This window comes from Pseudoteredinibacter isoporae, from assembly GCF_011602085.1.
In the GTDB taxonomy this organism is placed as follows: domain Bacteria; phylum Pseudomonadota; class Gammaproteobacteria; order Pseudomonadales; family Cellvibrionaceae; genus Pseudoteredinibacter; species Pseudoteredinibacter isoporae.
On record NZ_JAAONY010000002.1, the window covers coordinates 1,162,325 to 1,181,915 of the forward strand.

Annotated in this window: 16 protein-coding genes; 4 read left to right on the plus strand and 12 right to left on the minus strand. The window is 50.9% G+C overall.

Features of this window, described 5'->3' with window-relative positions; translation table 11 throughout:
* Positions 1-97: 97 nt before the first annotated feature.
* Positions 98-3,517 carry a PAS-domain containing protein gene (locus tag G8768_RS13675; RefSeq protein WP_166845811.1) on the plus strand — a complete coding sequence of 1,140 codons (3,420 nt, stop codon included), beginning with the start codon at positions 98-100 and terminating at the stop codon, positions 3,515-3,517.
* Between the two features lie 35 nt (positions 3,518-3,552).
* Here the strand turns inward: G8768_RS13675 and G8768_RS13680 are convergent, their stop codons facing one another.
* From G8768_RS13680 to G8768_RS13700, 5 genes are all read right to left on the minus strand, one after another.
* Complete coding sequence (locus G8768_RS13680) at positions 3,553-4,218, minus strand: response regulator (protein ID WP_166845809.1); 666 nt, start codon at positions 4,216-4,218, stop codon at positions 3,553-3,555.
* Positions 4,219-4,251: 33 nt separating this feature from the next.
* On the minus strand, positions 4,252-5,037 hold the full coding sequence (locus tag G8768_RS13685) for a 3-hydroxybutyrate dehydrogenase (protein ID WP_166845807.1): 786 nt from the start codon (positions 5,035-5,037) through the stop codon (positions 4,252-4,254).
* A gap of 64 nt (positions 5,038-5,101) precedes the next feature.
* A complete protein-coding gene (locus tag G8768_RS13690) occupies positions 5,102-6,535 on the minus strand; it encodes a hypothetical protein (protein ID WP_166845805.1) in 1,434 nt (477 codons plus the stop codon).
* A gap of 41 nt (positions 6,536-6,576) precedes the next feature.
* The gene (gene trhO, locus G8768_RS13695; RefSeq protein WP_166845803.1) at positions 6,577-7,593 is read right to left on the minus strand and encodes an oxygen-dependent tRNA uridine(34) hydroxylase TrhO; all 1,017 of its coding nucleotides are present in this window, start codon (positions 7,591-7,593) and stop codon (positions 6,577-6,579) included.
* 3 nt (positions 7,594-7,596) lie between these two features.
* Positions 7,597-7,938, minus strand: a complete 342-nt coding sequence (locus G8768_RS13700) for a BolA family protein (RefSeq protein WP_166845801.1) — start codon at positions 7,936-7,938, stop codon at positions 7,597-7,599.
* Between the two features lie 252 nt (positions 7,939-8,190).
* Between G8768_RS13700 and G8768_RS13705 the strand changes: the two genes are divergently transcribed.
* Positions 8,191-8,460: a hypothetical protein gene (locus G8768_RS13705; RefSeq protein WP_166844915.1), complete on the plus strand. Its 270-nt coding sequence runs from the start codon at positions 8,191-8,193 to the stop codon at positions 8,458-8,460.
* 81 nt (positions 8,461-8,541) lie between these two features.
* On the opposite strand, the gene G8768_RS13710 is transcribed toward G8768_RS13705, so the two are convergent.
* Positions 8,542-9,426, minus strand: coding sequence for an EamA family transporter (locus G8768_RS13710; protein ID WP_166845799.1), 885 nt, complete (start codon positions 9,424-9,426; stop codon positions 8,542-8,544).
* A 244-nt stretch (positions 9,427-9,670) separates the two neighbouring features.
* Here G8768_RS13710 and G8768_RS13715 point away from each other — a divergent pair, with 244 nt between their 5' ends.
* Complete coding sequence (locus G8768_RS13715) at positions 9,671-10,261, plus strand: 2-hydroxychromene-2-carboxylate isomerase (RefSeq protein ID WP_166845796.1); 591 nt, start codon at positions 9,671-9,673, stop codon at positions 10,259-10,261.
* Between the two features lie 74 nt (positions 10,262-10,335).
* Here G8768_RS13715 and G8768_RS13720 read toward each other — a convergent pair whose 3' ends face one another.
* Genes G8768_RS13720 through G8768_RS13735 form a run of 4 tightly spaced genes read right to left on the minus strand, consistent with a single transcriptional unit; the run spans position 10,336 to position 14,682 of the window.
* Positions 10,336-11,769 carry a M23/M56 family metallopeptidase gene (locus G8768_RS13720; RefSeq protein ID WP_166845794.1) on the minus strand — a complete coding sequence of 478 codons (1,434 nt, stop codon included), beginning with the start codon at positions 11,767-11,769 and terminating at the stop codon, positions 10,336-10,338.
* Positions 11,762-12,259 (minus strand): BlaI/MecI/CopY family transcriptional regulator, encoded by a 498-nt coding sequence (locus G8768_RS13725; RefSeq protein WP_166845792.1) that lies wholly within the window; start codon positions 12,257-12,259, stop codon positions 11,762-11,764. Before G8768_RS13725 ends, G8768_RS13720 begins: the two co-directional genes overlap by 8 nt.
* A gap of 33 nt (positions 12,260-12,292) precedes the next feature.
* The gene (locus tag G8768_RS13730) at positions 12,293-13,513 is read right to left on the minus strand and encodes an EAL domain-containing protein (RefSeq protein WP_166845790.1); all 1,221 of its coding nucleotides are present in this window, start codon (positions 13,511-13,513) and stop codon (positions 12,293-12,295) included.
* Positions 13,510-14,682, minus strand: coding sequence for an HD-GYP domain-containing protein (locus G8768_RS13735; protein WP_166845788.1), 1,173 nt, complete (start codon positions 14,680-14,682; stop codon positions 13,510-13,512). Before G8768_RS13735 ends, G8768_RS13730 begins: the two co-directional genes overlap by 4 nt.
* Before the next feature lie 224 nt (positions 14,683-14,906).
* Between G8768_RS13735 and G8768_RS13740 the strand changes: the two genes are divergently transcribed.
* Positions 14,907-17,513, plus strand: coding sequence for a penicillin acylase family protein (locus tag G8768_RS13740; RefSeq protein WP_166845786.1), 2,607 nt, complete (start codon positions 14,907-14,909; stop codon positions 17,511-17,513).
* Positions 17,514-17,589: 76 nt separating this feature from the next.
* On the opposite strand, the gene G8768_RS13745 is transcribed toward G8768_RS13740, so the two are convergent.
* Together G8768_RS13745 and G8768_RS13750 are read right to left on the minus strand one after the other, a co-directional pair.
* Entirely contained in the window at positions 17,590-18,462 is an 873-nt protein-coding gene (locus G8768_RS13745; RefSeq protein ID WP_166845784.1) for a phytanoyl-CoA dioxygenase family protein, read from the minus strand.
* Positions 18,463-18,541: 79 nt separating this feature from the next.
* Positions 18,542-19,576, minus strand: a complete 1,035-nt coding sequence (locus G8768_RS13750) for an AraC family transcriptional regulator (protein WP_166845782.1) — start codon at positions 19,574-19,576, stop codon at positions 18,542-18,544.
* Between the last annotated feature and the right edge of the window lie 15 nt (positions 19,577-19,591).

Genomic DNA, 19,591 nt, shown 5'->3' on the forward strand with positions numbered 1-19,591 from the left:
AGAGGCCTGCGCCCTCTTCATCTGTCGATCTCAATTTTCCCTTGCGAGACGGCGCAATTAATCCTAGGGTAAGACGTTTTATAAACCGTGAATCATCATGCCCAGCCCACTGGATATTTCCGTTTTATCAATTGCCTATCTGCTGTGTTTATTTGCAGTAGCCTACATTGGTGATCGCGCATCCAAAGCCTGGCTGGAAAAGGTTAAACCCTGGATCATCGGGCTTTCCCTGACCATTTACTGTACGGCCTGGAGTTTCTACGGAACAACGAGTCAAGCCATTTACAATGGCTGGTGGTTCCCACCAACTTTTATCGGCGCCATTCTGACCCTTCTCGTAGGTGCGCCCCTGGTGCGAAAAATCATTCGTGTCAGTAAAGAAGAGAACAGCACCTCCATCGCTGACTTTCTCGGCAGTCGCTATGGCAATAGTCAGGCACTGTCGGTCAGTATTACCATTATTTCAGTTGTCGCCCTGCTGCCGTATATCTCCCTGCAACTCAAAGCCATTGCAGGCAGCTTTCACACCATCAGCGGCGAACAATTAGCAGCCGAACCAAGCTTGTTGCAGGATACCGCGCTTTATACGGCCATCGCTCTTGCACTGTTTACCATTTTATTTGGCACTCGACGCATTGATCGTAATGAACATCACGATGGCCTGATGCTTGCCATTGCGTTTGAGTCAGTTTTGAAACTTCTGGTGTTTTTACTGTTGGCTTTTGCGGTTTGCTTCAGCTATTTCGACAATCCCTGGCAGCTATGGGAAGAAGTAAATCGCGACGGTTATGTGCAGCAAATCGTTAACAGCCGCGAACAGGACCAGGGCTTTGTCGCAGCTCTGGTGCTGGGGGCTGCCGCCATTCTCTGTCTGCCCCGACAATTTCACGCTCTGATCGTCGAAAGCCGTAATGAAGGCGATCTGAAACCCGCCGCACGGATTCTGTTTGTTTACCTGATCGTATTTGGCCTCGCCATTTTACCATTGGCCTACGGCGGCCTGTTGCTATTGCGGGGCCAGGGGCTGAGCCCGGAAAAATTTGCTCTGTTGCTGCCACTGCAAAATGGCGATGTCACCCTCGCCACACTGGTTTATCTCGGTGGTTTATCGGCCGGCAGTTCCATGGTGATTGTGGCTTGTGTGGCCGTATCGACGATGATCAGCAATGAGCTGATTATGCCCGCACTGTATCGCAGTCGCTGGCTGGCCAAGCAAAATGATCTCAGTAAGGCCCTGCGTTTGTTCCGACGCCTGGCGATCATTTGCTTGCTGGCCCTGTCTTATATTTACTATCGCTGGCTGGGTTCCAGTGAAGCGTTGGGCTCTATTGGTCTCTTGTCGATGGCCCTGGTCGCCCAATTTGCACCCGCACTGATTGCGGCTTTGTTCTGGCAGGCACGCAGTGCCAAAGGCGCATTGGGCGGTTTGATTCTGGGCTTTTTGATTTGGGGATACACCCTGCTATTGCCCGCACTGGCACTAGCGGGCTGGTTGGATCAGGGCTTTATTGAGCAAGGGCCTTTTGGCCTGGAGTTTTTGCGCCCCCAGCAACTGTTCGCCATTGAAAACCTTTCACCGATCAGTAATGGGGTGTTGTGGAGCCTGCTATTTAACTGCCTGGCCTTTGTGGGCATCAGCTTATGGGACCGCCGCCGGGACACAAGTCTGCCCCAGCGACTGATTCAACCTCTACAGTTACAGCGCCTCGCCAGCAGCTTTATCGGTGCTCAGCAGGCACAGCTGGCCATGGATCAGTTTTACGCCCAACACAGTGACAAATCGGCCAAGGAACAAGCCTGGGCGGATGATAAAGCCATCGACTTTGTCGAAAATTTATTGGCTGGCGTCATTGGCAGCGTAAGTGCCAGCCATATTATTCGTTACGCCGGTCAGTTGAACCGGCCCAAACTGCATTCGGATCTGGAGCTGTTACAGGAAACCTCACAGATTTTTCAGTTCAGTCGCAGCACCCTGCAATCCAGTATCGACAGCATCAGTCAGGGCATCAGTGTTGTCGACAGCAATCAACAACTGGTGGCCTGGAACCAACGCTATCTGGAACTGTTTGAATACCCGGATCATTTAATTCACGTGGGCCGCCCGGTAGCCGACCTGGTGCGCTTTAATGCCGAACGCGGGCAATGCGGTCCCGGTGATGTGGAATGGCATATCCGCAAGCGCATGGATTATCTGGCCGCACGTAAGCCCTACGTGTTTGAACGCCTTCGAACCGACAATACTGTGCTGGAAATTCGCGGCAATCCACTGCCCGATGGTGGCTATGTCACCACCTATACCGACATCACCGACTACCGCCGCGCCCTTCTTGAGCTGACAGAACATAAAAACCTGCTTGAACAGAAAGTTGATGAGCGTACCCGTGAACTGCAGCATATGAACACGTTGTTGGCCGAAGCCGATAAAAACAAAACCCGTTTTCTTGCCGAAGCCGGCCACGACCTCGCCCAACCTTTGAACGCCGCCAGATTATTTACTGAAGCGCTGCAACAAAAGCTCGGTGGCCAGGAACCCATTCTCGACAATATCAACTCGGCAATTCAATCCAGTGAGTATCTCATTGGCCAGTTACTCAATATTGCCAAGCTCGACAGCGGTGCCATTCAAGCTCAGCGTAAAACCCTGTCGGCCCGGGACGTTATGCAAGGTGCCTACGACAGCTTCCGCTTAAGTGCGGAACAAAAAGGTCTGCTCTTTCATTTTTGTCCCAGTTCGGCTCGTATCGATAGCGACCCCAAAATGCTTTTGAGAATTCTCCAAAACCTCGTCTGCAATGCAGTGCGCTATACTGCGTCCGGGCGTGTATTGCTGGGCGCACGTCGAAAACAGAATTATCTGCAATTTGAAGTTTGGGATACCGGTATTGGCATTCCCCAGGAAAGCCGCGAGGCGATCTTTACCGAGTTCACCCGCTTAAACGCCGTGAATGAAGAAGGCTCCGGTTTGGGGCTCGCTACCGTGCAGCGACTCTGTGATTTACTGGAGCATCCGCTCAGTTTTGAATCCGTCGTCGGTCAGGGCAGCGTGTTCAGAGTGACAGTGCCTATCGCGCAAGAAATTGAGAAACCAAACCAGGCGGCAACGGAAGCAAGGATCGAAAAAGACACATCGATAACACACACACCAACACCTGTTGCCGCCCACAACGATCACCGTATTTACCTGATCGAAAATGAACGCGACAGCGCCACCGCCATGGGGTTACTGTTCGAACAATGGGGACTTCAGCTGGAACATATTCAAAGCCCGGAAGACGGGCAGAAAAAAATCCCCGCCGATCTAGTCATCGCCGATTTTCATTTGGACAACGGTGAAACCGGTTTGGACTGGCTTGGGCAAATAAAGGCTCATTGGCAACAAGACTTCGAAGCCATCATTATTTCAGCTGACCGTACAGATACAGTAAAACAGCAGGCACTTGCCGAAGGCTTTTATTTTTTGAAAAAGCCGATCAAACCCGCCGCACTGAGGGCCCTGTTGGACCGACTATTGAATTAATCTATCAAGGTTACGAACCGAGTAGATAAAACGCGCTAGTCATCCAACAGTTGTTGATTCAAATCTTCCACCGTCTCACTCAGGGCATTCGCCACAATAATCACCTCGGTGCGTTTGCGCACACCAAGCTTCTTGAAGATGGCAGTCACATGGGATTTCACCGTCGGCTCTGAAATACCCAAATGGTAGGCAATTTGTTTATTGAGCAAGCCCTGGGCAATCATCACAAACACGCGAAACTGATGAGGCGTCAGGCTGGCAACGCGCTGGGCCAGATCATCACTGCTTTGGTCAATGGCCGCTTCCGGCAAATCCCCAAACCAGTGTTGGCCCGCCAGCAGAGTCTGCATCGCTTCCAGCAACTGCCGGGTCTCGCAGGATTTGGAAATAAAGCCCGCCGCACCATAACTCGCCGCTTTGCTGCGCACGTCCACACCGTCGTTGCCCGAAACCATCACCACGGGAATGTCAGGATAACACCCCCGCAGATTGATCAAACCTGAAAAGCCCTGAGCTCCAGGCATGTGCAAATCGAGAATGATCAAATCAATGTCTTCTTCCGACTCCAGCAAGTGGTGGACTTCGGCCACCGACTGAGCTTCAAACAGCTGGGTGTCCTCGCCTTCAAATGCCTGCGGCAACGTCTGCACCAGCGCAGCCCGGTACAAAGGGTGGTCATCAGCGATTATTAGTTTGATCATGGACTTGTCTATATGCCTGTATGTAATGCGGGTTTACTGCGCCGTCCAGGCCCCATCTACGGGTAATGCAGTACCGGTCATTGTAGCGGCATCATCGGAACACAAAAAGACCGCCAAGGCTCCCAGCATGGCTGGCTGGGTCATTTCTCTCAAGGCTTGCTTCTGTCCAACCAATTCAGCGCGGGCCTGTTCATAGCCAAGTGATTGTTGATCGGCAATGGCTTGAATCTGGGGTTTTACCAAATCTGTTTCCACCCAACCCGGGCAGATGGCATTCACGGTGATGCCGGCGTCAGCATTTTCCATCGCCGCCACCTTCGTCAGGCCAACTACCCCATGCTTGGCCGCGCAATAAGCCGACTTCTGCGCCGAAGCGACCAGGCCATGCACAGACGCGATATTAATAATACGCCCCCAGCCTTTCTCCCGCATCAGGGGTATCGCGGCCTGCATGGCAAAGAACGCACTGCTTAAATTGATGGCAATGATGTCATGCCATTTTTGCTCGGGAAAGTTTTCCAGCCGTTCCGTAAACTGAATGCCCGCATTGTTCACCAGAACATCCACCGCACCGAGCTGATCGATACACTGTCTGACCAGTGCGCCAACTTCGTTCGGGTCGCGAAGATCAGCATTACTGAATGCACTGCGTACCTGATATTGATCAGTAAATTCATTGGCCAGCGCCTGACCTTCCTCCAGATCCAATAAACCATGCAGCATTACATCAAAACCGGCCGCTCCCAGCTGGCGAGCGATCCCCAAACCAATGCCGCTGCTGCTCCCGGTGACCAAGGCGACTTTTTTATCTGTCCTCATACCAACCTCATCATTCAAATAAGGTCGTACTGTAGCAAGGCCGGCTGGGCATTCCCCTAAGACCTTAGTCGGACGCTGGCAATCGAATCCCGGACTCTATTCGACGATACCCCAGAGATTCCAGTAAACGCGGATCGTCAAAATAACGTTCGCTAGTAAAGGCAATCTGATGACGACCACGACTGCGCATGCTGCCCGCAGCAGGCACCCCCAGCGGCGCAAATAGAAAACGCTCAGGTCGTTTTGATTCGGGAATCAAACCCGATGGGTAGAAAACCTCTCGAAGTTCGCTGTAAGATTTTTTCTGCAAAAGCTGCAATGGCTCACCATGACGGCGCCAGGCATCATCTCTATGCGGCAGAACCGCCTCAATGCGATGCCGGTTCGCAGAAATCAGAACAATCGGGGGCTTATCCCCCGACCAAAATCGGGAATTGAAACTGGGCTCTCCCGAAGCGGGCTTAAGCTGCCGCAACCTGGGTGAGGGGTATAACTGATACCAACAACCGCAGTTGTGCATCGCATCGTGGGCTAACAGCGTCCCTCGCCTGTCGAGATAAGTCCGAAAATGAATACCATCGAGTTTGCCCGCCAGAATATCAAACGGCCCATCGGGTTTTCGCTCGCTAAACCACATCACATAATTCAGCTGCAGTATCGGCTCATCGCCAAGGCGCGCAAAACTGATATAACGATAAATACTCGGCTCGTTTACGGTTTGCAGTTCACCGTGGCGGCGCTGCAATGCAAGTGGTCGATCATTGTCGGCTTTTTCCTGAATAGCCCAAAGCGGCTGCCAATGATCCAACAGGGCCTCGCTTTGTTGATGACTGAACAGGGGAATTCCCAACGCATCCCGCCTTACCTCTTCAACACCAAACTGATCCGATGTTTGCTTGCGGGAACCGTACCATTGGCGATTCGTTAACAGCCCCAAATCCAGCGGATGTCCTATAGCTCGATACTTTTTCTCTATTTCACTTTGTATGGCCAGCTCCCGTTGAACCCCTAAATTGACAAAAGGCTTCATGAGATCCGCAATAATGGGCCAGGGGCGATACAAAGTGTGTTGCCAGTTTGAAAAAAGCTGGGTTCTATGCTGAAACGTTTCCGCGCCGAGCAACGCTTCCCGGCATTCAGAATGGACCAAGCCAGAGCTGGCTGTCTCAAAACCTGCTACACCCGAAGCCCCCTCGCTTGCCAGCGTTAACAGGCGGTGCACCCAGGCCTGCCACTGAGGTTCATCAGATAAATCTTGATAAAAACTGAGTAAAAAGCGATTCCCGGGCAGCTGTTTAAACTCGGGATGATAAATAAACTCGGGAGAAGGCTCTGCCAGAGCAGGCCGGCATGCCGATAAAAGAGAAGACAAATCCTGTGAATTCCGGGATACGCCCTCTCGCTCAAAGGAGGCGCAGGAGGCCAGAAAAAAACCCAGCCATACAACGCAAACTATGCGCAAACGCGCACTTGAACGTTTTAAGCCGGGTATTTTCATAGCCACTTGTTCAGCGCCACCTGAATGTTGTCAGATGGTCATTACTTGGACGCCACATTGGCGGCTTTACTGGCTGCTCTTTGAGCAGCCTTCAATTCCTGCTTGCGCGCTCGATTTTCTTCCTGCAAAGCTTTCACATCACCACCGATGTGATCCTGCCCGTGCGCTTTGGCGAGTTGGATTTGCTGCTGCCGCATACGAAAACGATCACGCTGCTCATCGCTTAGTTGATCGTAGCAACGCGGGCAGCTTACACCTTCTTCATATTTGGGTGATTGCTTGGCTTGCTGATCAATCGGATGACGACAACCATGGCACAGCTCATAATCGCCGGGCTGCAATTGGTGATCTACCGTCACGCGACCATCAAAGACAAAACACTCGCCTTCCCACATGCTGTCTGTTTCATCTACCTCTTCGAGGTATTTTAAGATTCCGCCTTCAAGGTGATACACCTCATCAAAACCCTGCTCTTTCAAATAAGCGGTGGATTTTTCACAACGAATTCCACCGGTACAGAACATAGCGACTTTTTTATGTTTGGCCGGGTCCAGAGTTTCAGCAACATATTCCGGGAATTCACGGAAGCTGCTGGTGTTCGGGTCAAGTGCACCTTTGAACGTGCCGAGTTCTACTTCATAGTCATTTCGGGTATCAACCAAAACAACCTCGGGATCGGAAATCAGGGCGTTCCAGTCCTGTGGTTTCACATAGCTGCCGACCACCTTCAAAGGGTCGACCTCGGGCACACCCATGGTCACAATTTCTTTTTTCAGTTTTACCTTGCTGCGGTTAAAGGGTTGTTCCTTGCAGAAGGATTCCTTGTAACTGAAGTTTTCCAAGGCGGGAATGCTGTTGAGATAGTTTTTGATGGCCTCAATACCGTCTCGCTCTGCTGCAACGGTGCCATTAATGCCCTCAGCCGCAATCAGCAATGAACCCTTTACCTCGTGTTCAGCCATGGTTTCCTGAATACCCGCACGCCACTCGGTGAAATCCGCGAACGGAGTAAACTTGTACAGCGCCATAACCACGAAACGCTCTTCTTGCAACGTCATTAACTACGCCCCTTTTTTGTCATGCAGACTGCCACCCAGGCAATTGGGCGATTCCGGCACCGACTGGCCAGGCCATTCCTCCGGACTATAGGTATGCAAAGCCAAGGCGTGTACCGGACCCGCCATTTCATCGGCCAACAAACCATAGATTTTCTGATGACGCGGTACCTGGCGCAGCCCGGCAAAGGCCTCACTAACCAGCACCACCTTAAAATGGGATTCCGAACCGGCCGGTACATTGTGCATATGGCTCTCATTGAGCACTTCAAGATGACTCGGGGATAAGGCTTGCAACTTATCGATAATCGCCGACTGAATAGGGCCTTCGTTTCTCTGCTCTGACATGTCCGTCCTAATGCTATCTCTCTGCAACCCGGCAGGCTCCGCAGGATACCGGCAGCTGCATGGTCAATTACGGCCTGGGGCTGGACCCGGGCTTCAACAAGGCGCATTATAGCGAACTTTTAAATGCGACAGGCAGTCCAGACGATCGACCTTATCTGGAAGAAGAAAAATAATAACCACAAAAATAACAAGGAAAATGGCGCCCAGGTCTTTTTGTACTATACTTGAGCGGTAAATATAGGTTTGATGCGTATGAGTAAGATTTTTGTCGACCGGCGTAAGGGAGTAGACCGACGCCTGGAACATGACCGCTGTAAAGATCTACCGCTGGATTTATTTCACCGCAAACGCCGCAAGTCCAGTGATCGGAGAGCCCCTGGACGGACGCTGAGCGAAGACTACTTTGCCTTTATGGAAGCCAATACCACGCCGCAGGAACCCTGCCGAGCTACCGCCAGCGAGTTTCCGGCCAATTTAAGCAACGATGTCACCACTGAAGACGATAAGGCCCTGCTTAACTGATTGGGCCTTCGAAATACCACGTGGCGCCTGACCCGAATCTCTCAATAAGCCGAAGTCTTTGCCGTTTACTCACAGTAAAGACTAGCGCTCTTGCTTGCTACCCAATAATCCCGTCGCCAGACCGGTTCCAAACAAGGTAATCGCCGACGCCACCAACATGGTCAGCGACACCTCTTCGTTCAGCAAGGTCGCCCCCCACAGCATGCCAAACACCGGCACAATAAAGGTCACAGTGGTCGCCCTCGCCGGCCCGACCGTGTGAATCAGCCGGAAGAACATCAGGTAGGCCAACGCCGAACAAATAATCGCCAGTGCAATGGCGGCCAACCAGCTCAGCAGGCTGATCGGATTCTCTGGCCAATACAGGATCGCCAGAGGCAGCAGCACGACCGTTGCCCCCAGCATGGACCCTGTCGACAACACCATGCTGTCGACACCCGAGAGATAACGCTTGGTGAAGATCGCAGAAATCGCATAAAACAGGGTCGCCAGAATACCCGCGCCAATGGCGAGTGCCACCTGCCAGGTATCGTCCTGACTGACATAGAGCTTGTTCCAGGCCAATAAAGTGACACCGGCAATACCAATCAACATGCCCAGGGTTTTAATCCAGGACATGCTTTCACGCAACCATAAAAAGCCCACCACAGCTGTTGCGATCGGGGTCACAGCATTCAGAATCGAGGCAAAACCCGAACTCAGAGTCAGCAGGGAATAGGCGATAAGGCAGAAAGGAATCGCCGAATTGGTCCAACCATTAACGAAGCTTGGAACCCAAACGCGCTTCAGCTCAGCCCCCTTCCCTTGCCATAACAAAATAGGCAACAAAAACAGGGCCGCCAGTCCTACCCTTAGAAATATGAGTGGCGCCACTCCCAGCTCGGGCACGGCATAACGCATAAACAGAAAGGAACCACCCCAGATTGCGGCCAATAACACCAGCATCACACTGTCTTTAAACGACACAAATTTCCCCTTAGTCCAAAACCTCCAGCAGGTTCCGCTGCGACATTAAAACAGAAGCCTGGAGTCGCCACTAGCGCTTTTCGGAACCCGAATCAAAGCTGAACCTCTAATCACCTTTGACCAATCCAAATCTGCCCTTTATTATAAGTTCCAAATTAGAACTTATATAAACACCAAAAAAGCGGCTAAACGAGCAAGTAACAAAAACACACGAGATCAATACACCCTTTTCAGGAGCCCGGCCATGAGCAAAACCATAGAATTTTATTTTGATTTTGGCAGCCCCACTGCCTTTCTTGCCCACAAGCGCTTGCAGCAGTTGAAAGCGCAATATGACTGTACGATCGATTACAAAGCCATGCTGTTGGGCGGCATCTTCAAAGCCACTGGCAATACCTCACCGGTCGCGATTCCTGCCAAAGGCGAATATATGCTGCTGCATGACTTGCCTCGCTTCAGCAAACGCTACCAGGTGGAACTGAAATTCAATCCGCATTTTCCCATAAACACCCTTTACCTGATGCGCGCTGCGCTCGCAGCCCAGAAACTCGATTGCTTTGATCAATATGTCGATTGCGTGTACCAAGCGATTTGGCAGGAAGAAAAAAACATGGGTGATATGGACGTGGTTGCCAACACGCTCAGCCAGGCCGGACTGGATGCGCAGGCACTGATCGACATGAGTCAAAACGATGACATCAAAGCTGAGTTAATCAAAAACACCGAAGCGGCAGCGGAACGAAAAATCTTTGGAGCACCGACCATGTTCCTCGACGGTGAAATGTTTTTCGGCCAGGATCGCCTGGACTTTGTGGAAGAGCGTTTGCAGGCTTAAACAACAAAAGGCCTTCTAACATCATGTTAAAAGGCCTTTGTTCATCCCATCAGAGCCTCACACATCGGTTCCGACTATTTTTTCAGATAAACCAGCGGATCAACCGCTTCATCATCCTTATACAATTCAAAATGAAGGTGCGGACCAGTTCCCATATGTGGGCCTCCAATTTCGGCGATATGCTGGCCCGGCTTAACCCAATCATTTTCTCTTACGCGCACCTCGTCAATCTGGAAGTAACGGCTGACCATCCCCTGCCCGTGATCAATAAATACATAGTTGGGTTTATTCAGGTTTTTGCATTTCACTTTGACCACACGGCCCCCGGCGACGGCAAATACTTTGGAGCCCAAAGCTGCGGGCAAATCGATGCCTTTATGAAATTTATCCTTGCCACTAATAGGATGTTTGCGCATTCCAAAACTTGAAGAAATTCGGATGTTTTCCATTGGCTTATTGAATTGAATGCCTGCCGCCTCATTGTCGAGCAATTCTGCTTTGGCCAGGGTTTCCATCGGTAACACGATGCTGATCATAAAAGCCATCAATAGCAGTGCACTGACTTTTTGCCAGAGCAATTGCTTAAAGCGATTATTCATCATGGCTTCGATCCTGATTTTCATCAGCAGATATTGGCCACCGACACCGGGAGCGACATTTTCAAATCGCTTCAAGGTGGATTTTTCAATGTAGTTCAACAGTGCCTTTGCATACTGTCTTGGTTTGATCTTCCCACTTTCTATAACAGTTATATCTGTCAGTCGCTCACGCTGCTGGGAGATCTGTGCCTGGGCATAGCACATGGCCGGATGGAAGAAGAACACACAGCGGATCAAATTCAAACCGTATAGCAATAAATCATCACAGGCTTTCACATGGGCAACCTCATGATACAAAATCGCCTGTTGATCCGAGCGGCTAAGCTCATTCCAGAGTTTCCCTGGCAAACATATAATCGGCGACACAGTGCCAACCGTAAAAGCCGAGTTTGACGAACGGCTGATCACCAGCTTGATGTTTCTGCGACAGCCAAATGCGGCGCGTGCCTGCTCCAGCATTTCATAGTCATCACCCGAGCGTACCCATTCAGCGTCCTTTATAAAACCGCGCAGCTGCCGCCTTGCGTTTAAAAACCGCCCCAAACAAAACACCGAGCCCGATAACCACAATGCAAACAAAATGTACTCAAAGGCGCCGAGCTTGGAATCAACCGCGTATTCCCCATAACTGTGATGGCCAACGGCATGATTGGCCATGCCATCAGCGACAGGCGCGGCCGCTACTTCCTGCAAAGGCAACTTGCTCAGCCATTCTGCCAGGCTGTATTCAAAAGCCAGATCGGTGGGGGCAATTAAACGCAGAGGAATCAACAACCATACGGCCATTAATATGCCCGGGTAAGCTTGGCGAAACACATAGGCGAACAGTAATACTGCCGGAAACAAAATCCCCGCCCAGATGGACTGTTGATATAGAACATCCAATACCGACGCGATCAAATCAGTCATCATTCCCATCCGTATTCTTATCCAGCAAGCTTCTCAGCTGCTTGATTTCCTGCTTACTCAGGGCCTCACTTTTGGCGAACATCGAGACGACGGATTTTCCATCCAGTTCGAGAACACGTTCCGCAAAATAGCGCACCATATTTGCCAGCCCTTCCGGCTTGGACAATAGCGCCCGATACTGGATGCCCTCGACGGTTTCGCAACGCTTCAGTAAACCCCGCTTCACCATACGATCCATATGAGTCTTGGTCGTTGTATAAGCCCAGTCCGTTGATTCATTCAATTGATCGTGGACAAGCCGAACCGTACTGTCCCCCGAGCGCCATAAAACACGCAGAATTTCATATTCCGCTTTGCTTAAATCCGGAAGTTTTTTCACTTGATACCGTGCCTGATACATACCAAAGAAGACGGGCAGCATATCCCGATAAGGGCATACTACATTGTAGTAACCCTGGACAGTAGCACAGCTGTTACAATGTAGCAACATCAGGACAAAGCTCAGAGAATACGGTGCAGAGAGTTAACTCAGATAGCGTTTTTCAAAGTCTTCCACGGGCAAGGCTTTATCAAAGAAAAAACCCTGTAGTTGGTCAGCGCCGAGTTCGCCAAGAGCGGCGGCGGCGGCTTCTGTCTCGACGCCTTCGGCAACCACTCGCATGCCAAAGTTTCGGGCCAGGCCAATGACCGCTTTTACGATGGCAAGATCCTTATCGGATTCCTCCATGGCCATCACAAAGCCTTTATCAATTTTCAATTCATCAGCGGGTAAATTTCGGAATTGGGCCAGTGAAGAATAACCGGTGCCAAAATCATCAATGGAAATTCTCACCCCCAGCGTGTGCAACTTATTCAATCGCAACATCAATTGATCATAATCGCTGATCATCAAATTTTCGGTAATTTCCAGGGTCAATCGCTCAGGAGCTACATCGTAAATTGCCAGCGCATCATCGAGCACAGTGACAATTTCGTCGTCCAGCAACAGGCAAGGTGGAACATTTACCGAGATCCCCATGGCCTCGGGCCATTTGTTCAAACGGGCAATCGCGGATTTTAACACCCACCAGGTCATCGAGCGGATAACACCGTGTCGTTCCGCCACATCAATAAATTGCCCGGGCATAATGATTTTTTTATCAGAGCTGTGCCAACGCAATAGGGCTTCAGCACCCACCACTGTTCGATAGCCGGTATGAACCTTGGCTTGATAATAGAGACGGAATTCACCGCGCTCCAATGCCTGCTCTAACGCACTGACCAAACGTGATTCATCGTCAAGACTCGTCTTGAGTTCTTTTTGGAATACTTGCATGGGCAAAGCTGCCTTACGTGCCTGACGTAAGGCAATTCGACAATGCAATAAGGTTTGCTCGGAATTGTGCTCATCACCTTCATGCAAACAAAAACCCGCGTGGTAACCAATGGGGGAATGTATTCCCATTAATTCGCACGGTGGTGAAAACAGGCGTTCGAGCTTGGCCGTCGCCAGTTGCAACTGAGCGTCATCTGCAACGCCACTCAGCGATACCAGAAAGCGACGGTCTTTTAGAATTTTACTTTGATCGATCGGACGAACCCATTCCTTTAAACGCCGGTGAAACTCATCCAATAAGAGTTGCGCCGAGGCTGGCCCATGCAATGCCGCCAAACCTTCGTAATCAGCGATCTCAATAATTCCCACATAGGAAGCACCATCAGAATCTTGCTTCTGGCCTACGCCCTGGGAAACATCCTGATTCATATGAAGTACTCTTCGCTATTCACATCATAGCTGCCGGGTCGCAAGCCTTGCACAATCCAGCTGATGTTGCCGACGTCTTCACGGGCCAGATCCACCAATCTGAGGGAATCGAGTTTGCGCTTGAATTTATCGAGCACGATGACGACTTCAGGTTTTAAACGTCGAATGTCGTTCTGCTTCACCACAATGCCCACTTCACCGGTATTCAATTCAACCAGCGAACCTGTAGGAAACAAACCAATGGCCTGAACGAACTGCTCTACCAAGGCGTCCTGAAACAGCACACCTTTACTTTGAATCAATTCCTGAATGGCATCGTAGGAAGATACACCGGGCGCATACGGTCTCGGAGTGATCATCGCGTCATAGGCATCCACCAAACCAGCGATACGAGCGAATAAAGGAATATCACTGCCTTTCAGGCCATCGGGGTAACCGCTGCCATCCATACGTTCATGATGGCTTTTAATGATGCTGAGAATCTCGAGATCGGCATTGCCGTTCTCATCCACCATCTGGGATCCCAAATGAGTGTGCAGCTCGACCATCTGACGCTGGTAATCACTCAAACCACCGGTTTGCTGAAAGATTTCATCGGGCAGTCGTGTCATGCCCACATCACACATTGCACAGCCGATCACCAGCTTTTCCAGTTCATCGACTGGTAAACCAATATGTCGCCCCAGAATTGCAGCCCAGACCGCCATGGATACACCGTGTTGATAGCGATAGTCAGAAGACTCTTTCAATCGCACCAAGACTGCCATGGCCTCTTTATTGTTAAAAACGCCATCGATTAAAGGCTGCACAGATTCCCTCACCACCTGAATATCGGTCTGCACACCATTGTTGAGGGCATTGAACACGCGATCCAGAGATTCACTGGCGGAGGTAAAGGAGGTTCTGGCCTGTTCGAATTCAGCCTTGATGCTCAGACGATCTTTTACTGTTTCTTCCTGCTTGGGCCTTTTGGGGAGGAATAGATTGGAGCCCGCATAATCCGCATCAATGTAAACATAGTCCACATAGCGGCCAATATAGACGACCTCTTCTGGGTCCTGAACCACAAAACCCTGCAGGGCAAACGGGGTATCCAGCCAGGGGCGATCCAACTCAGCCACAAACATGCCAGGGCGCAGGTTCTCGGCTTGTACTTTCAGCAGTCGCATTCACTACCCCAACATCAAACACGCAATATATAGCTCATCATGAATCTGCTATCGGCCGTGACATTAAAAGATTGAGCGCGACACTATTTACCCAAAGGCCGTCAGCTTTCCACCAAAATGCCGAAGAACGAAACAATTTGCGTAAAGTCGGTTTTATTAAGCAAGTACGGCGATATACTGGACCCAAACCGTCAATCGAAATAATAAAAAACAAGGACCCCATAATGCCCAAGCGATTAATAAGCACTATCGCCAATTTACCCAAACGCTCCACAATGAAGACCGCTCTGATCCCCGTTTCGATATTGGGGTTTGCCTGCCTGAGTGCCTGCAGCCCGTCTTCCGAAACCAACAAGGAAACCGCCAAGGACACCACCGCAGCCACGCCGGCCAAAGCTGAGCAGTTCGATTATTCCGCCGATGTCCATCTGGATAAATACGGTGTGCCCCATATTGTGGCCAAAGACTACAGCAGCCTGGGCTATGCCACCGGCTATATGCAGGCACGGGAAAATCTCTGTACACTGGCCGAGCAGATTCGAAATGTTCGCGGCGAGAGTGCACGCTATCTTGGCGCGGGCCCGAAGCACAAATACGTGCTTTCCGATATCGCCTACCACTCCCTGAATCTGGTGCAACGCGCCCAGCAACTTTATCCGCAGCTTGATCCCGCCATGCAGGATTTGTTGCGCGGATACACCGACGGTTTTAATAACAATCTGGCGGAGCGCAACAGTCCAGAGGAATACCCGTCTCCCTGTCGCGGGGCCGATTGGGTGAGCCCAGTGAAGGTAGAGGAATTGCTGGCCTACCATATGGATCTGGCCATGCTCTCCAGCAGCCGTGCCTTTATTCCCGCCATTGCCAGTGCCAAACCACCTAAGGCCCCCAAAACAGAAGAAGGCATAGCAGGCGGCGAAGAAAAGGTCGCCTTTCACAACCCTGAACTGAATGCCGAACATGTATTTACCTCCAAGGGCATTGGCAGTAATGGCTGGGCGCTGGGTAAAGACAAAGTATCTGGAGCCAACAGCTTGCTGATGGCCAATCCACACTTCCCCTACGATGGCGAACTGCGTTTTTACCAGCAGCACCTGACCATTCCAGGTGAATTGAATATTGCCGGCGTGGGCATGATTGGCCTGCCGGGAGTCAGCATTGGATTCAATGAAAATCTGGGTTGGACACACACCGTTTCACAATCCAAACGCTTTACGCTGTACCAACTGGAACTGGATCCGAACAACCCCATGCGCTATCGCTATGGCGATGACTACAGAGACATCGTCAGCCACACGGTTACCGTGGACGTAAAACAGGGTGACGGACAGGTACAGACTCAGGAGCACAAGGTTTACGGCAGCCACTTCGGCCCCATCGTTAACCTGGCCTCCCTGTCACCTAATCTGGGCTGGAACCCAAAATCCGCAATAAGCCTGCGCGATGCAAATTTGGATAACACCGGCATGCTGAGCCACTGGGTTGCGATGGCCAAGGCAAGCTCTCCGGAGGAATTTCTTAAGGCTTTTGAAGATCATCGCTCCATTCCTTGGGTAAACACGATGATGGCAGCCAAAGATGGTCGCGTGTTGTACATCGACGGTACCCAAACCCCGAAACTCAGCGAACAAGCCGAAGGCTACTGGCGTAAGGCGTCGCAAAGTCCAAAGCTGGCCGGCATCTGGCGTGACGGCGCCGGTGCGATTCTGCTGCCCGGCAATGACCCAGCTTACGAGTGGCAAGCCACAGAAGGGGCACGCCAAAGCGGCCTGATGCCCATCAATGAAGCTCCCAAAGCATTGCGTTCCGACTATGTGTTCAATGCCAACTCCAGCCACTGGCTGAGTCATCTGGAAGAACCTCTCGAAGGCTTCAGCATTGTCTACGGCCCAGAGAAAACACATCGCAGCCCGCGCACACGCTTCAACGCATTATTGATCAGCAACCGCAGCGCCAAAAAGCCAGCCGGTGACGACAATCTGTTTGACATAGAAGAACTCAAAGCGGTCTTTACCGGTAACGAGTCTTTATTCGGCCAGCAGTTATTGGCGGATCTGGTCGCGCGTTGCCAGGCGGCCCCTCAACAAAACATCGGGGAAGAAAGCTACGATTTAAGCGCCGCCTGTCAGGCCCTGGCCAATTGGGACGGTCGCTATCTGCTGGAGAGCCGTGGCGCGCATTTAATGCGTGAATTCTTAGCGGAATTCCGCGTACCCGGTCATCGTGACTTGAGCGATAAACTGTTCGCCAATGCCTTCGACCCTGCCAAGCCTGCCATGACCCCAGGTGCACTCGCACCAGCAGGAGAAGAACAGGATCATATTCTGTTGGCCTTAGCTCGCGCCGCCAAACGATTGGATGACAACGGCGTCGCTCCGGACGCAAAGCTGGGTGATATTCAGTACATTGCCAAAGCCAAAGGTCTGGCTCCAATTCCTGTCACCGGTGCCTATTCCTGGGAAGGTATTTTCAACTATTCCCAGGGCCGTACACGCAATCGCGGACTGTCCGAGTTGGCACTGGCCGATGTTGGAACGCCTGCCAGCAAGCAACCATTTAGCCCACTGCGTAAGCGTCAAACCGAAAACGGTAGCGAGGCTGCCTACCCAGTGAACTACGGTTCCAGTTTTGTGATGGCTTTGCAGTTTACAGAGCAAGGCCCGCAAGGTGATATGTTCCTGAGCTACGGTCAATCTCACGACCCACAATCGCCTCACTTTGTGGATCAAAGTAAAATGTTCAGTCAGCAGCAATGGCGTCCGATTGAACTATTGGGTGAGAACCTGCCAAGTGTAGAATTTAAGCTGCGAGCGAATAAACCCGAGGCTTAAGTTCCCACACGAACCCAAAGCACAAACAAAAAACGCGGCCTGTAGGCCGCGTTTTTTGTTTTTCAGAACTGGTGACTTATGTGGGATCTTTTTCCAAATACGGCTCCAGCAAACGCTTGGGATGCTTACCATCCACCATCCCCATAAACGGGCCGAAAATCGAATAGCCCAGCATACGTTTAATATCTTCCGAACATTGCGCCGCACGCTCAAGGGGCACAGACAAGCTGAAGTTTTCCTGGGGTCGAATAAAGCCTTCGCAGTATTGTGCCGTTGCAGCTAAACGAGGCTTCTCAGAAACATTCGCCCCACCTCCGTGCCATAAGGTACCCAGGAAAAAGACAGCGGAACCGGCTTTCATTTCACAATTTATCTGGCGTTTTTTATCCTCTTCATCCGGTTGCTTATCCCCCCAATGATGGGAACCGGGAATAACCGCTGTCCCCCCATTCTCTTCAGTAAAATCATCAATCGCCCACACCGTGGCAGCACTGACAAACCTTCGGGGACGGGGAATCTGCACATACCCATCATCGGCGTGAAGGGGTTGCTGCTTTTCACCCGGCAAGATGTTGATCACCTGTAACTGTGACAGGAGATAGCTGGGCATCAGCACTGCATCAAGTAAAGCCAGAATCATCGGGTGCTCAACCATGGGGTTCAAAGCAAAGGTCTTCGCCATCACCGAGTAAATTCTCTGGGTCAATTCGCCCTCGAAAAAATTCCGCCCCCTGTGGCTCAACATCGGTTCCACTTCATGACGAATTTGATCAATCTCCTCCTGACTTAATAAATCGGGAATGACCACATAACCCTCTTCAAGCACTTTGCTTAGATATTGCTGAAACACCTCCGGATCGACCTGATCGCTTGCATTGGATTGAGTCTTTTTATATTTACTGGCGGTTTCAAGGGCGTGATAGGCATTGAGGCTGCGATCGTCACTCATGACTTGCTCCGGGCTAATAACAGATTATGGCGCTAATATAGAATGGAGAAGCTTGGGCTTGAAGAGCGGATCGCTGCAGTTATTTGTCATTTTTTTGCAGGCCGGCGATATGTCGCTGCCAGTACTGAGTTGGTGAGCAGGCAAACCATTGTTTAAAGGCCCGACTGAAGGACGCCATTTCTACATAGCCTAAGGTTTCGGCCAACTGTTCAATGCTCTTTCCAGGGGCAGTGCCACTGTGCAAATAATGCAGGGCCTTGTCCTTCCTTACCCGAGAAAGAATATCGGAATAACTGCTGTGCTGTTCCTTTAAACGCCGCCCCAAAGTGTGTCTCGATACATGAAGCCGTTCGGCGACCTCCGCCGCCGAAAATTGTCCGCCAGCCAAATGCTTGGCAATATCGCCATAGACTTTCTTCTCAAGATCCCCTTCACTCCTCCACAACAGGGAGTAAACATGGGTATCGTTCGCATACTGCTCCGCACTTATCGCTGGAGCAACCGCTTTTGAATGCACGTCGGCATGGAATTGAATATACGCCTGGGGGTTGTGGTAGCTTGGCCAAGCACCAAATAAATAGGCGAATTCATTGTCAAAAGGCATCGCCTCAAAACTGAAGGCAAGTCGGGTAAGAGGTAATTGCTCCTGGCACAACCAGGACAATAATTTCAGTACTCTCATCAATGCCGCAATCTGCAAATGAACCGCAGAATGGTGCTTATTAATGATCACTTTTTGCTGACTGGCCCACTCACTCAGGTCAAACAATTCAGCATCGTCACCCAAAAACAAACTGTAAAAGCGATTCAGATTATGCAGCGCTGTATCCAGATCCGGACTGGGGAATAACAAATGAAGCAGCGCGACATGGCTCCCCAGCGGCACAGGTTTATCGAGCAAACCCAGCCATTCATCTTCCAGGCTTTCACACAGTCGCTCAGTAAACTCAGTGTACTGAGCCACCGTCACTTTACTGTTACTCAATAATTCATGATAACGTCCCGTTAACGATGGAGGGAACGTTTTCGCCTCGATTAGAGGCTCAGCCAAATGCTTCACGAAACCCGATGGTATAGTGGGAATGTGGAGATAACTGGCTTGCGTATCGCTCATGGGCTTAGGCTGATT